Source organism: Arthrobacter sp. Bi26, from assembly GCF_918697925.1.
GTDB lineage: Bacteria > Actinomycetota > Actinomycetes > Actinomycetales > Micrococcaceae > Arthrobacter.
Window position 1 is genome coordinate 32,319 of sequence record NZ_CAKKMF010000013.1, and the last position, 15,247, is coordinate 47,565.

General features: G+C 59.8%; 6 protein-coding genes. 2 read left to right on the plus strand and 4 right to left on the minus strand.

The window, feature by feature from the left end:
- Nucleotides 1-2,286 carry a 3'-5' exonuclease gene (locus LQV16_RS05220; RefSeq protein WP_229992842.1) on the plus strand — a complete coding sequence of 762 codons (2,286 nt, stop codon included), beginning with the start codon at nucleotides 1-3 and terminating at the stop codon, nucleotides 2,284-2,286.
- A 109-nt stretch (nucleotides 2,287-2,395) separates the two neighbouring features.
- Complete coding sequence (locus LQV16_RS05225; protein WP_229992843.1) at nucleotides 2,396-3,325, plus strand: DUF3883 domain-containing protein; 930 nt, start codon at nucleotides 2,396-2,398, stop codon at nucleotides 3,323-3,325.
- Between the two features lie 76 nt (nucleotides 3,326-3,401).
- Here LQV16_RS05225 and LQV16_RS05230 read toward each other — a convergent pair whose 3' ends face one another.
- From LQV16_RS05230 to LQV16_RS05245, 4 genes are read right to left on the minus strand one after another with little or no spacing between them, the layout of a single operon-like run.
- Entirely contained in the window at nucleotides 3,402-5,492 is a 2,091-nt protein-coding gene (locus tag LQV16_RS05230; RefSeq protein WP_290369330.1) for a DUF1998 domain-containing protein, read from the minus strand.
- Nucleotides 5,485-8,691, minus strand: coding sequence for a helicase-related protein (locus LQV16_RS05235; protein WP_229992844.1), 3,207 nt, complete (start codon nucleotides 8,689-8,691; stop codon nucleotides 5,485-5,487). The genes LQV16_RS05230 and LQV16_RS05235 overlap by 8 nt, the downstream gene beginning before the upstream one ends.
- A 4-nt stretch (nucleotides 8,692-8,695) precedes the next feature.
- Nucleotides 8,696-10,504, minus strand: a complete 1,809-nt coding sequence (locus tag LQV16_RS05240) for a UvrD-helicase domain-containing protein (RefSeq protein ID WP_229992845.1) — start codon at nucleotides 10,502-10,504, stop codon at nucleotides 8,696-8,698.
- Nucleotides 10,494-15,140, minus strand: a complete 4,647-nt coding sequence (locus tag LQV16_RS05245; protein WP_229992846.1) for a DEAD/DEAH box helicase — start codon at nucleotides 15,138-15,140, stop codon at nucleotides 10,494-10,496. The genes LQV16_RS05240 and LQV16_RS05245 overlap by 11 nt, the downstream gene beginning before the upstream one ends.
- Between the last annotated feature and the right edge of the window lie 107 nt (nucleotides 15,141-15,247).

Sequence of the window (15,247 nt, forward strand, 5' to 3'; positions counted from 1 at the left end):
ATGGCGCTGGTGACATGGATCAAGCAGAAGGACAAGATCGACGGCACCATGAAAAACAAGGTGTACTCCTTCTTTGAGAAGCTCCAGAAGGACGACACCGCGCCGGGGCTCCACATCGAACCCATGCATACGCCCGCGGACCCCCGCGTCCGGACAGGCCGGATAGACCTCAACTACCGGGCCGTACTCTTCAAAGTCGCCTTCGACACCATCCCGCACTACTTCTATTACGGCGCCTGGCCGCACGACGAGGCAATCGACATCGCCCGCTCCAGCGTGCTTCAGGTGAACTCCGTCAACGGTGTCCTGGAGGTCATCCGGGCCTCCACGCCCGACGGCGATGCGGCTTCTGTCCCGCCGGTTCCTTCTGTTACGCCAGTTGTTCCTGATGGTCCGACGCCGGAGCCTGACACCGAGCCAGAAGTGCCGCAGTCGCCGCACGGCGAGACGGCCGAGCCCTGGACGAACCCGCTTCTTGGGTGCGGCATGGATCCAGCTGGATTGGTTTCAGAACTTGGCCTCGCCGCGGATCTTGTGGGCCGGGCCTTCGCCGCGTCCTCGGACGAAGAACTCCTGGACGTCTTGGACGAGGCGCCGGAGTGGCAGGCGACTGCACTCCTTGAGCTGGCTGCCGGCACTTCCGTGCAAGAAGTCCAGGACAAGCTGGCGCTGAGCCGCTACGTGGACGACCCGCAGGCGACTGAAGAGGAGAAGATCCGGAAGTCCCTGGAGCATCCCGCCACGAAGATGCAATTCACATTTGTGGGCGACAACTCGGACGAGCTCAAAAAGGTCATCGAAGGTGGGGACTTCGATTCCTGGCGGACGTTCCTTCATCCGGAACAGCGTGTCTACTCGGAACGCCGCTACAACGGCTCCTTCCGCCTCTCCGGTGGTGCCGGAACAGGCAAAACCGTGGTCCTTCTCCACCGCGCCCGGATGCTGGCCGCCACTGAACCGGCCTCGCGGATTGTTCTGACGACCTACACGACAACCCTGGCAGATTCGCTGGAAAACGGATTGTCGAAGCTGGATGCGGATCTTCCGCGGGCGGCAAAGCCAGGAGCACCCGGCATCTACATTTCCGGTGTGGATTCACTCGTCAGCAAGGTGTTTCGCGGTGCCCAGGAAACCGAGCAGCGCCGCGCCATGAAGGATCTCTTCGGGCTCGAGGTCTCTGCGCCGGGGAAGATTGTGGACGCGGATAGTGCCCGCCAGCAATGGGAGTCAGCCCTGGCCGACGTCGATCATCAGCTGGAACTCGAGCTCGCCAACCCGACGTTCCTCCAGCAGGAATACGAAACCGTGATCCTGCCCAACTTCATCAGCGGCAAGGACGAGTACCTAAAGGTTCCCCGCGCCGGCCGCGGCACGGCCTTGAACCGGGCGAAACGGCTTGCAGTCTGGAAAGTCGTGGAAGCCTACCGGTACTACAACCGCATCGAGATGCATGCCTCGTTCGTGGAGCTGGCGCACCTCGCTGCCCTGGTGCTTCGCCGGCGTGCAGAGGCCAGCGAAGCCCGTCTTGTTGATCATGTACTGATCGATGAAGCGCAGGACTTGCACGCCGGCCACTGGCTGTTCCTCCGGGAGCTGGTCCAGCAGGGACCGGATGACCTTTTCATCGCAGAGGACTCGCACCAGCGCATCTACGGCCAGAAGGTCCCTTTGTCCCGTTTCGGGATTGGCATCGTCGGCCGTTCACGCAGATTGACGCTCAATTACCGCACCACCCAGCAGAACCTGGCCTACGCCGTCGGGCTTCTTAGCGGAGCTCCGGTGACAGATATTGAAGGCGAGCAGGAGTCAATTAATGGCTATACCTCCTCGCGGGTAGGGCCACGGCCGGAAGAAATAGCCTCCGCTTCGATCGCCGAGGAACTGGACAACCTTGCTGGCTACCTGCGGAAGTGGAAAGACGAAGGGGTGCCGCTGGAGACCGTCGGAATCCTGGTCCGCTCGAATTTCCAGGTCGGCAAAGTCATCAACGGGCTGAACGAACGCGATCTTGAAGCCAGGACGGCTGGTGCAGCGACGGTGCTTGGTGTGCCGTCCGTGATGACAATGCACCGGTCGAAGGGTATGGAGTTCACCCGGGTGGTTCTTTTTGGGATTTCGGACCAAACCCTGCCCGCTTCCTACCAGGTGAAGGACTTGGCGCCGGCGGAGCAGACCGACGCCATTCTCCGTGAACGGTCGCTGCTGTACGTCGCGGCAACACGCGCACGCGACGGCTTGGTCGTGTCGTGGAGCGGCAAACCGTCGGAGCTGCTTGGTACAAAGTAGTCACAATACTTGTGAAGATCAGTGACAACCATTTGGGGGAGCAATGACGGTTAGTGCGGTTGGGAAAAAAGCACGATGGTGGGACGGCGACGCCTCGCAGCGTTACTGGATGGAACTGGTCAACGTGGACACCTGGGGGAGCGAGCTCATTGCTCCGGATACATCCCGATATGACCTGATGCACGATGTGCGAATTGGCGATGTGGTTCTTCACTGGGTGGGGAAAAATAATCCCATGGGATTCAAATCGGGGATGTACGGCGCCTCAATTGTGGCGGGCGAGTTGCAGCCCCGGGCGGGGGACTGGTTCGGCAAGCCGGCCAACACGATTCCCCTCACCAAGTACACCGCGCTTTCCCGGCCATACCTGCTGACAGACCTTCGGGCGGACCACCAGGAAGACATTCTTGGCGTCAAAAGCGAACTTGAACGAGACTTTACGGACACGGCCGGCCTCACGATCTACTTTCCGTTCCAGAAGCATCCGACCAGCGGACTCAAACCAAATCAGGGCTATCTCTTCAAACTACCCGCGGAAGTAATCAAAACGGTCTACGGGTTGCTGCCTGATAGTGACTGGGGTGGATTCGATATTCCGCTCGTTGCGCCGCCAGTTGGGGGACAGAACGGCGTCAAGCAGCGCTACGCGGGTTTCTGTGCTGACCCGATATTGAAGAAGGCCATTGAGATGCAGGCAGTCCGGCAGGCGACTGCTCATTACGAGGCGGCCGGGTACAGCGTCGACGACGTCGGCGCCTACCGTTCCTACGATTTGCTCGCCAAGCGCGGAGGCGAGGAGCGTCACATCGAAGTCAAGGGCTCTCAGGGTTACGTCCAGAAGGTCATCCTGACACGCAATGAGGTGACGCACGCCAATGACTATGGCCCGACGGATCTTGTTGTGGTGGCGGACATCCAGTGGGAGCGCCACCTCGACGGTTCTATCGCCACCGATAACGGGACGATGAGCGTCTACCCCGATTGGCGGCCATCGCCAGAGAACCTGAAGCCGCTGAGCTACGAGTACTTCCTGGACTAAGCAACCGATTTAAGGCGACATGGACTGGAGCTCAACCTGTTTGGGGGGTCGGAGGTCCGACCCCCCAAACAAGATGTCAGTAAACCTTGTCGGCAAGCTTGTCTGCGAGGTCCGCAGGTGCAAAATCGTTCGTGTGGTAGGTAGTCCACCCCTGCTCCGCGAGCCAGTCATCACGTTCGTCATCCCGCTCGACAAGCACTGCCACGCGCGCAGTCGCCCACGAGAGATCCACTTGCCACTGGTTGTCGGGGCCGATGTCGGCACCCCAATCCCCGAGCTCTACATCGACTTCCACGAGCTCGGGAATGAGTTCCTGGAGCTCGGGACCGGATTCGGAGAAGACCGTCAGCCACGGGCTCTGACGAATGCTGAGAGGGATGTTGTCGTTGAGGGGTACGTCCGAAACGCCCGGTTTCTCAACGCCAGCCACGGCGATGGGGTTGAGCGCTGCCCAATCCTTGAAACCAAGCCCGATCTGACCATGGACGCCAAAAAGTGACCCCCGGTCGAGATTGGAATTGAACAGCTCACAGCTTGTTTCCGGCACAAGGACGCAGCAGTGGCAGGCGGCCAGGTTACGTGCATCGGTACCAGAACCGCGGGATTCGATGCAGACAGGATCCGCTGAACACCACGACGTGCGGAACAGTCCTTCGTCCAAAGCAGGCCCGAGGCGCCTGGGGCTCGCCTGTGCAGCGATGCCGCCCAGGCTGCCTGCAGAGTCGGACGATGCCGTATACAAGAGCACTCCGACTTGATCCGGACCCACATAGAGCCGTTCGCGAATCGATGACGCAGGGTAGCCGGCGTCCAGCGAAAGCTGGTCGATGATGATGTGGGACAACGTGTGAATCAGGGTCTCCACGATGCTGACGGGAACCGGGTCCTGACCGCGCTGCTCAGCCGCACGTTTCGCGTTTAGGCGGAGGGTTTTCTCCCTGCCGGCTGCGAAGTCCGTTTCAGCCCAAGCCTCAACCTGTGATCGGTCCAGAGCCACAAAGAGTCCCTCACCCAGCGTCTCAATTGCGGGCAGCCAGTTCTGGCGGTTGTCGTCAGGTGAAAGCGGCGACAGCTTGGCGTCAGGCTTGTCTTCACTCCTTGGATGCAACCGGCTAAAGCCGTACAGTGCGCGGACCTCCCTGAGCCGGGTGACCTTTCGCGCGGCCTTGATCCAGTGCTGGTGGGCCTCAGGCACTGCCACTTTCTCGGCGACGAAGTCGGTGTCCGGGCTGTCCCGGCGCCCGTTCATCAGCGCTAGGAATTCTTGCTCCCTGAGCTGTTCTTCAGAGAGCTCAGTTTCCTCATTGCCGTGGAATTGGCGCTTAATTTCTGCGCGAAGTTCGTCAGCTGAGAAGCGGCCGTCAAATTCCTGCACCACGCCCTCAAGAACCCAGGTGGAGCCGGGCTCCAGAGCCTGCGGTTGACTAAGCTGGGAGGCTTTTGACGTCACCACCTTGGCGAGAAACTCGGAGTAGGGCGGAATGGAAATCGCGGACCGAACCACGGGGAACCAAACATTCGAGGCGCCACGCTGAACCGTCTTGGGCGCTTTGCCGCAGTCGCGTTCCCGGTAGCCATAACCGAGCCACGGTCGGTTTCCCTGGCACTTCATTTCCTTTAGCGCGACGGAGTTGAACGCGTCTGCCATAGTCCGAGATTTCCCGCACGAGCACCGAACCACCATGTCGGCGAGCGACGAAGTGCGGCCCTCGGAAGCGAGCGATAGCAGATGGTCAGAGTCGCCGCTTGGCGTGAAACCGTGCACCCAGTAGGAATACGGGAAGTCATCGATATGTCCGTCCTCGCATGCCACGACAAAGCGGGACGGCGTGAGCGGTGCCAGGGACTTGCACAAGCCACACTTAGGGTCTTCGTAGGAGGCCTGCAGCTGCTGAATACGTCCTAGTCGGTTGCAACTGGGGCACACGAGCATTTGCGGAAAACGGACAACCGGAATCTTCCCGCGCGCGCCCGCCGGCGGCAGGAGAAGCTCGGCCACCCTCAAACTACGGGCCAGGCGTGGCTCACTGACCGGCTTCAGATGTTTCGTGTCCCACTGATCGATGCTGGTGATCATGAAACTGTTGTTTTCGGCTGGGAAGAGGCTCCCTACCCCGAACGTGGAGATCAACTGGCTGCGTCGGGCAGCGTAGGTCTTTCTAGCCAAGGGAGGCGTCCTTCCTCATAGGGGCCGGCCGAAGGGCGGTCTCTGCATCAACGTCGCGCATGCTTCGAGGTGTCGGCCAGGGAATGCTGCTCGTGCTGTAGACGAAGTCGGGATCTTCGAGGGCTTTGCTGGAATCGATAAGAAGGGAGCGAGGCGAATTCTTCCTTCCTTCGTACGGCAGGTCGGCGTCCGCCAGCGCAGCCTTTCGCCAGAGGTTCAGTAGCCGCTCGAGCTCCTCGCGGGTTGCGGGAGCCTCTTCCCGGTCCACTGCAGCTACACGGTTGCCGATCCAGGACATTACTTCGTCCACTGCCGGGGACTCGTCCCTGACATGGCCAGCAGTGCCCCGCAATTCGGGGACGAGCATCCGCAGCGCCGAGACAAGCGTGGCGTGCAGTCCGCGGTCTCGGGACCGAGCCGCGAACGGAGTGGCACTCGTGGCTTCCACGGCACGGTAAAGCGCACCGTGGAAGTCGTTGAACGATTCATAGTGCGACCGGTCCCGTGTTCTCGCTGCATTGAAGATCGTGACGACCAGACCCGGGTGCTGGCGCCCGACCCGGCTGGTCGCCTGGATGTACTCAGCGCTCGACTGCGGCTGACCCATGACGGCCATCAGTCCTAGACGATCCACATCCAGACCGACTGAGATCATGTTGGTGGCCAGCACCACGTCCTCAGGCGTGCGGCCGCTCATCAGGCTCTTCTCCAGGGACTTTAGCGCTTCGGGGATCTTATGGTTTTCTACGCGGCTCGTGAGCTCACTCAACTGGATGCCGCGCGCCCCCAGCCGGCCCTCCCGTTTGGCTAGGAGGTTAAGCCGGGCACGGACGTCGTCGTATACCTGAAGGTATGCCGAGCCAAGCACGCGCAGACTGTTGAAGTAGCCGACCAGCGTCCAGTAGGGGTCGCGGTCCTCGGTTGCGGCCCCTTCGATGACATTGGATGAGTGAAGTAAGGATGCGTAGGTGCGAACCATGAGCGTGGCGTGGCTCGTACCTGATGCGAGAACGCCGACATATTGCCGCGTTCCGAACTGTTCGGACGGCGCCTTGTTCGCGAAGAAGGAATCGTCGGGGTCAAGCCCCGGCGGCGGGAACAGACTGGAGTCGCGGTTGAAGACGGAACGGATCTGATCCTTGGCTCGTCGGATCGTTGCCGTTGAGGCAATGATTTTAGGCTTTCGACTAGCGGAGCCATCTTCACGTCCGATGCCGCTGGCCGCCAAGTCGACCGCTGTTTCAAAGAGGCCAACGGTTGAACCGAGTGGACCTGAAATGAGGTGCAGTTCGTCCTGGATGATGAGGTCCGGGCCGAGGTCGGCGGAAGCGAGACGTCCGAAAAGGGTTGCGATCTCTCCCCGCCATGACATACCGGCGAACTTGTCCACGGTCCCGATCACGAGTTCTGGACGTTCCCGATAGACGTCTGTGTCGATGATGTGTACGGGTAGGCCGTCCGCAAACTCGCACGCCTTGTTGGAGCAGCTGACGAGCATCCGGTCGGAGGGCACTTTGACGATCCGATAGTCGTCGACCGTGAGCCGAGTGCCGCACCAAGGGCAGGCTTCGATCTGCTTGGGGTTTCCTTCGACGACTTCCTGGTTGTTCCGAAGCTTTCCCAGGTTCGTTCGTGCAGTTGCGATGTCGTTCGGCGTTGCGCCTCCGCCCACCCAGAGTCCGATGCCGAACGGTGCACCGCCGACCCGGTCCTCATTCGCCAGTCGAACAGATTCCAGGGAGCAAATGAGCATGGCAGCACGCTCAAATTGTTGGATTGTCAGAAGCCGGAGAGTATAGCGCATGATCACGGCAACGCCCCGGACACTTGTGTTCCGCAGCCGTCGGAGCAGCAGGAGGTAGGCGACAAGCCCCAGGTAGGCTTCTGTCTTTCCTCCACCCGTGGGGAACCAGAGGAGATCAGCAATGTCGCGCTCCGGGTGCTGATCGTCGGTCACTGACGGCAGGTTGATGAGGATGAATGCAATTTGGAAGGGGCGCCACGCCTGGGCGCCGAGTACGAACTCGCCCTTGCCTCCCATTCGCACCCAGTCCTGACGCGAACGCTGCATGTGCATGGCCTGATTCGCCAGCTGAAACGCCTCAAAAGCTTTCTCGTCGTTGAGAAGCAGCTGGATGCCCGCCTTGATTCGGCCGTGGGCCGTCCCCGCTTGCTTCATATGCTCGGCCGCGACACCCCGCAAGTGCTGCGGGACATGGGAGTGACCGTCTGCTGTCATCGAGTCACTGGATGCCGTGATCCATGATGAGTAGTCCTGCCCGAGCAGGTTTAGCTGAGCGACGACTTCGTCGCGCGTCGCGGAACCCATGAACGACAGCGATAGGTTAGCGCCGCTGACGCCAGCCATGGACCGGTGGACATCCTGGCGGGGGACGAACGTCGTTGTAACACGCTGACAAAGCCGGCCGTCAACGTCGGACACCTCCACCTCGACCGCGCAGCCGTGCCCGGCACCGAAGATCATGTGGTTTCGGTAGAGGAGCTCGGACGACGCCAGGTCGGGGTCCGAAGGAACGTTGGTACGCAGCTTCGAACGATCCACAAGAGCGGGATTCGGGGTGTGAACGGAGAGTCCGGCCTGGAACCAGCACGCGACGTCTTTATCTGATGTCGGGTCAGGTTTGGGCTGGGTGTTCCGCAGCACCACGGTCACGGTGACGACGGCCTCTTCAGGAGTGCGTACCAAGGCGTACAGCTCCAGGGCTCCGCCCTCCAGCAAATGCCGCTGGGGCCCAGCTGAAGCCAGGTCGATCACGATCTCGGGTAGTTCCGCTGGCGTACGCTGCCAGTCATATGCATCGCGGCGTTTGCTGCCGCTGTCCCGGACGGTAGGCACCGGGGCATACCTGGCGGCAGTGGGCGAGACGAGCAGAACTGTAGAAAGTGCTGTGTCAACGGAAACGGTCACGCCCACACTGCTGGGATAAGTCAGCCGGGCGTTGGCCACCGGGCTGTCCACGGAGGCCTCGCCAGAAGCGGCCGCCACGGACTCAGGCTCATCGGGCGCCTCTGAATAGGTCTCGTCCGCCGCCGGCCAGAGTACTCCCGTGACATAGCGCTCAAGAGGGCGCTCGGTGATGAGCTCGTCGGAAGCGCCAGGCCCGTAGAGGTCCGTGACAAGGCGGTCCACCATTTCGCGGCGGAAGGCGTATTTGCTGTCTAGGGTCGACACTGTCATTCTCCTAATCCTTGATCCGGCTGATCAGTCCGGTAAGCCGCGGTACCAGCCACATACCAGAGGAACCGAGCCCGGCGAGTCTCGTTTCCTCCGGATGGCCGGTGGCGCACTCGATGGATGTGACCCTGGCGCCGGTAAAAGCCATAGGCCACTCTTGGCCGCCGCGGTTTCCCTTGAAGCCGAGATTCTTCTTTAGCGCGAACGAAAAAGAGTGGCTGGTTCGGCCGAGTCGGCGGCCGTCGCTCGTGGTCAGCTCGTAGCGGGGAATTTCACCGGGCTCCGGCTGGGACTCAATGCGGCCGGACACGACTTCACCCAGAAGGTCATCGAGAACAAGGCCGTCCTGAACGGCGTGAGCGTCTCCATCTGCGGGGTAATAGGGCGAAACGTCGTCGATGTCCGAGTTCAAGAACTCCATCCGCGCCGTGTACTGCCCGTACTTCCCGAAAGCCTTCTCCAGCCATCGTCCCCTGGACCCGTCGGCGTGCTTGAGGATCTTCTTCGGCAGCTTGGTCGAGACGACCTCTTCTCGAGCGCGGCTAAGGGCTACGTATTTCTGCTTCAATGTGGCTGCGTTCTGCTCTGCGGCGGGAGATCCAAACTCCGGCTGCAGATAGAGGACATTGGTGAACTCGAGCCCCTTGGCCCGATGCACCGTCGAAACGATCAGCGGAGCGACGTCGGCCACGGTGAGCGTCAGAGGGACCGACCTGCTGCGCAGTCGTTGGCTGAGCTGGGGGACATTCAGGGAGTCATACGCGGAGAAGTTGCCCTCGGCTGTTTTTAACGCGAGCCAGCGGTCGGCTGCTGCCTCGCCGAAGAGCTTGTGCAGGCGGGACTTGATCTCGTCGGCGTCGTACGTCCTGTCCTCCAGATCCTTGAAGACCTGATGAACCCACGGCGCCACACTCATGTCCTGAGCCTTCCGCCGGATCAGGTGCGGATATCCGTTCTCCCACAAGAGTTCACTCGCGATGAGGACTTCGTAGTTGGTCGAACAAAGTAGGGCTGTTGTGTCGCCGTCATTCGGGCTGAGCGCCCCGGACTCATTGAGTACGGAGGTGCTGGAAACTTCCCTGCGGAAATCGTCGAGCAGGCTGTGTGCGGCCTCGCAGGCTGGGTCGTCGAGTGCTCCCAGGTTGCGGATCTCGTTGCCGACGGAGATGAGCTCCCTCGTGCGGTCGGTCACCGCCCTGTAGTGCTTTGCCAGCGTCTGTTGATCAGCGTCAAATTCCTCGACGAGAGTATCGATGAGCTCCGCCGCGGTGCGTTTGGACTCGGATTCTTCCAGCTGGAAGTCGTAAATGCCCTGCAAGGGGTCGCCGAGCACGGTGAATCCAAGGTCGTCGCCGAGAGCGGAGAACAACGCCAAAACGAGCTCCGCGCGGTCTCCTACGAGGTCCTGAGCTTCGTCGACCAGGATGTGCTTCAGGTATGTGAGCCTATCGGGCGTCTCGTCACCGGCGATGTATCTGGTGGCTTTTCGGATCCGGGCCTCGAAGCTGTCGCCCAGAGTCTCTTCCTCCATGTCGATCAGAATCTGCGCGGCAAAGGAGTCGAAGGTTCGGATTTGAAGCCCGTCAAGATCATGGATTCGTGCCCGCTTCCTGACAGCCTCGACGGCGGCCCGGGAAAAGCTCAGCACCAAAATTTCGTCGGCGGGGTTGAGGCCGTCTTCCACCAATGTCTTTACCCGAGCCAGCAGGACCTCGGTCTTGCCTTGGCCGGCTGCAGCGGTGACGAACATCCGCGCATCAGGCTCCGCTTCCGCGACCGCTCGCTGACTTTCGTCTAGTTGAATCTCAGCGAACACTTATCGCCTCGTTCTTCCACAAGTAGTCCAACTGGGTAAACGCCAGCTTCTGACCGTACTGATCCAAATTGTCCTTAACGTTGACGATCAGGACTTCTTCGCTTCCTCCGTTAAGTGGTCCGCGGAGACCTCGACCGATCATCTGGATGTATTTGTTGGGAGAAAACGTCGGGCGGCAAACGTACACGGCGTCGACCTTGGGTGCGTCGAAGCCTTGGGTAAGCACATCGAAGTTGGTCAGCACGCGGATCTTTCCGTTGCGGAAGTCCTCGATGATTGAACGCCGGTGGCCCAGATCGGTCTTGCCGGAGATGGCGGCTGCTGGAATGCCTTCAACTGACAGGACAGCTGCGAGAGCCTCGGCATGCTCAACCGAAGCGGCGAAGACCAGAGTCGGCCCCTTCGTTTCCGACGCCTTGATGTGGTCCAGAATGGCTTCGTTTCGTTGGGTGCTGTCCGCTACCTGCTGCAGGTCGATCCGGGCCTCAAGCATGGCGCTTTGGGAATCCTCGTCCGTGGCCGAGCGCATGTCTTTCAGCTTGAGCTCGATACCTTTCAGCTCTTCGTGGTTCACCTTGGCTAGAACGCCCATGCCTTGGAGGTACTCGTGGGCGTTCTCCGCGCTGAACTCATCTGGCTCGATGAGATTGCGTCCGAATCTGGCAACCAGTCGCTCAGTCTCCTTCTCGTTTGTACCCCGGTACGGAGTGGCCGAAAGACCAAGCAGTGACCGAGATTTTTCGGTGAATGAGCGGCCGAACCAGGAAAGAACCGGGGTATATGAAGTGGCGGTCGCCCCGTGGGCTTCATCGATGATGACCAGGTCGGGATCAGACATCCATTCGTACATCGAGCGACGGTTCTGTTGGATGCTGGCCAGCGTCTGAATGGTTGCGACGACGAGGTGGAGTTTGGTTTCTTCTCGGATGGCGCTGTTCCCACCCCAAAGCCGGCTCACCGCCATTCGTTCGCCGGGTGCTCCCGCCGCCTGCCAGACGTACGTCCAAGTTTCGATGGCCTGCTCGCAGAGTTCTTCAGATTGGGCGATCCAGATGACCAGGCGGTGGTCATCCTTCGGCGTGGCTTTGATATCTCGGATCACGGATTCCACGGCTACGCGTGTCTTGCCGGCGCCTGTGGGCAACTGCACCAAGCCGCGGCTGTGCTTGGTATGCCCCGCGAGGAGGTCGCCGATCTTCTTGCTGGTTGTCTCCTGATATTTATGAAGTGGGTTCAAACCCACTGGTCCAACAAACTCCTCGCGTTCCGGCTTCTTCTTGATTGATTCGCCAGCCATGGCCGGGGAGAACCCGAGCTCCTTCACGAACTCCTGGGCTGTACGGCCGCCACGGAACTGGTCGGGTGCTTCGATGCCTGCCTCGGAAAGCGCAGGCTTAAGGACCTTGAGAAGGCTACTGCCGTGCAATCTACTGACGATTTCGAACATACGCTCGTCTGTCAGCTCCAGGTCTCGTGCGTCCAACATCTTCATAACTGCGTCCGGAATTAGCGTCCGAAGGGTGTCGCGACCGACCAATTCAGCGATCTTACCTGCGTCTGTCTTTTGCTTGTTTGCATTGATGATGCGTGTGTTTGCCGCATCATCCTTCTTAAGCTGGCGCATCGTCTGCATGACTTGCGAGGCGGCCTTCTTGCTTCCAAAGGCGCCGAGAATGGTTGTCAGCAATGCCTGTTCGCCCTGGGGCGCACGGTAATACAGCACCCCGTCTTGGAGATAAGACGCCTTTGGCGTGGCTTCGGAACGTGAGTCGAAGCTATTCGTGCGGACTTCATCTACGGAGGCGCAAGGAACACACAAGATCTGAACCGTGACTTCACTAGCTGCGCGCTTGAGGAACGGAAAGCGCGATTTGATACTTTCGGGGGCTTCGCCTTCCACTGGTACGGCGCGGGCTGAGGTGAAGAACTCGACGGTAACGGGTTTAAGTCCCCAATTCTCGGTCAAGGCCTCATCGAGATCTGGATGACCGGTGTATATGACGGGCACGTCTGCCGTATCAACGAGATAGTCTCGGGACTTGATGTCGCCTGCGAGTATCAAATCGCTGGTTCGATACCGTGAGTTTCGTCCTCCACTAAGCGGGGTCAAGAGCTCTCTGGGTGCCCGCACGCCTTGGGCAGCAAGCGCCCCGTATAGTTCATGGAGCTGCAGCATCGGCAGGCGCTGCTCAGCAAGCGAAAGAGTAAGACTCCATTCAGTCTTCTGGGCGTCCGTGGCCAAACCCAAGGATTCCGCGGCTTCCTCTCCAGGAAACGGCAAATAGTCGGTCGGTATCCCGTCGATTTTTCCCACGCAGTGTTTGGTATCCACTAGCCCAAGCGAAGTTTCGAAGGCGCCATAGTTCCTAACCCACCACAAGTCGGGCCCCTCGATGCTCTCCGAGGCACGGAATCCACTGGTGAAATCGATCTTTGTCGGATAATGGGTCCGGCTAAGCAGCATCCGAGTGACCCTGGCCCGCGTCGGCGCTGAAGCTTCCGTCAAGAGATGGAGCCCCTCTGTGGCTAATGCCTGATTGAATCGAATTCCCCCACCTGACAACCCAACTGACCCGGAGATGCGGTTGGTTTGGTGGGCCTTCCATATGTCATAGGTTTCACCACCACGGGTCATCTGGGCATCCGCGAGAGTCGTCCTAGCGCCGAGGTTTCTCAGCAAGGCGACGTCATGGGCATGAAACTGATCATCCACAAGAAGATGCTCGTCCCCGATATTCGTCTGGGGAATCAAAGTGCCAGCCAGCCACACATTACCCAGCTGGCGCCATTTTCGATCCCGGCATCGAACCAATATTTTGGCGGGCTCCGTCCGCTCATTGATTATGGAGAGACTTTCCGGAACAGCGAGCGAGCGAGTGAGCTTCCAGAGCGATTGCGCCAGCTCTTGGTCCGAGCAGTCGCGAGCGACGTCGCTGGCCACGCGGCTGACGATTCCCCGGCCGTCCTGTGCTTGTAGGTCGAGGGCTCGAAGATAAGTGTTCGCATTCCCATGATGCATCAGGTCGTAGGACACAACGTTGGCCGACTCGTCGTCGGCCTTCATGGGGAGGAAAACCCTTGAAGTAATTGGCGGTTCGACGCTGCCGTCCGACATCAGCACGATTCGGCTTCGTCGCATTGCGGGCTGGTAATCGGTGTAGGACTTGTCGATCATGGCGGCGAGCTGCAGAGCATTCTCGTAATCCTGAAGTTCTCCTCCTGCGACAACTTCTTCCAGCCATTCCTCTATGGAGGCGCGTTTCAGGTTCGCTTCCTTCAGAATGCGTACGACCTGGGATTCCCGTCGCAAGGCTGACGGGTGTAGCCAGTGCCGGTCCACTGGCACCCATGACTCCCACAGAGCGATGAGTCGTGTGGCTTCTTCCAGTGCAGGTTGCACTTTGATCTCGCTGGGCAGCCTGAGTACGCCCGCTCTGTCCGGCAGGCACGGTGCGAACGGCAAGATCTCAAAGATGGGTCTGTTGATCACGGAGTCGGCCCACGAACTTGACTCCTTGTCACGGGACGGCAGGATATCCAGAAACAGCGCCGGATCTTCGGGTGTCCTGAGGTCTTTCAGGGCGCTTGCCACCATACGAGGAAGCGTCCGCGTGAGAATCTCCCGGTTATAGAGGGTCTCCAGCATGCTGTGGCGGTCTTCGTTCATTTTGAAGGCCGCGTTCACGATGCCGCGAAGCGAAGTCTCGTGCTGAGTCGGGAAGTAGTTCCAGAATCGGCCCATCTTGCGCCGTTGGTTGCCTGTCAACGGAACAGCCCAAGTTACATCAACATGCTGGCGTGCAACGATACTTCCGGCCTCGACTGCAGCCTGTGTGCTGACTTCGTGCTTGTGTCGGAAAATGAGCCAGTCGCTGTTTGAGACACCGTTGTCGAGGCTGACACGGTTTTCATCCCGGTTGGCTGTCCAGGTGACTGAGTGGTTTTGGACCCTATCCTCGAATTCCAACGAGCCAATTTTGTCGGAGAAGAGGAGGAACTCTTCAGGGAATTTCTTCATTTCATCTGACAGCCAGCTGACGCTACCCATCAGTGGAAGCTTGACGACAGTTGAGGCCCATTGAAAAAGCTCCTGGAGGACGTCGTCGCTTGCCGCCTCCACATAGGGGTCGACGGGTCTCGCCAGGCGCAGTATGGGGTAGGTCTCCAGCCCAGGGTAAAGATTCTGGAGCGCTTCGCGGCTATTTTCCTGACTCCATGAGACGGATCCGCTCTTGCTGAAGATCTGGGGGCTGTCAGTTACCTGGATAACTGACTTGAATCCCAACCCGAAGCGGCCGATCTCTTCATCCCTTTTCTCCGAGGAGTGGGAGAGCATTAGGGTGCGGAACCCAGCCTCGGTGAAGGGCTCGCCTTCATTCGCGCAGTACAGCGCGTCCTTCGTCAGGACGGCTCGGATTCGGCCCCCTGGCTCGTTGATAGCGTCGGCCGCGTTCTGAATCAGCTCGTTCAGCTGTTTGCGACCGTACCCACCCTGCGAGATGGCAGCCTCGATGTTGCTGTGTTCGCGAATGAGGTCCGGGCGGGCCCGATACGCGTTGAGTGCACTCTCAGTTTCTGCTGCAACGAACTGGCTCAGCGGCGAAGCCGTCCCCGCCCATGATTTCTGAACCATCATCGGTTCCGTCCCCCAAATCGAGATTAGTGCTCTCGGCCCCCGCCGAAGTCTTCACGACAATATTTACCATTGAGAGGCGACATTTCTGTGAAGCTCGGTCTGCGAAA

What these genes read in the sequence shown, in the direction of transcription:
- LQV16_RS05220 (WP_229992842.1), top strand. Translation starts at nt 1, where the DNA reads ATGGCGCTGGTGACATGGATCAAGCAGAAGGACAAGATCGACGGCACC.
- LQV16_RS05225 (WP_229992843.1), top strand. Translation starts at nt 2,396, where the DNA reads ATGGAACTGGTCAACGTGGACACCTGGGGGAGCGAGCTCATTGCTCCG.
- LQV16_RS05235 (WP_229992844.1), bottom strand. Translation starts at nt 8,691, where the DNA reads ATGACAGTGTCGACCCTAGACAGCAAATACGCCTTCCGCCGCGAAATG.
- LQV16_RS05245 (WP_229992846.1), bottom strand. Translation starts at nt 15,140, where the DNA reads ATGATGGTTCAGAAATCATGGGCGGGGACGGCTTCGCCGCTGAGCCAG.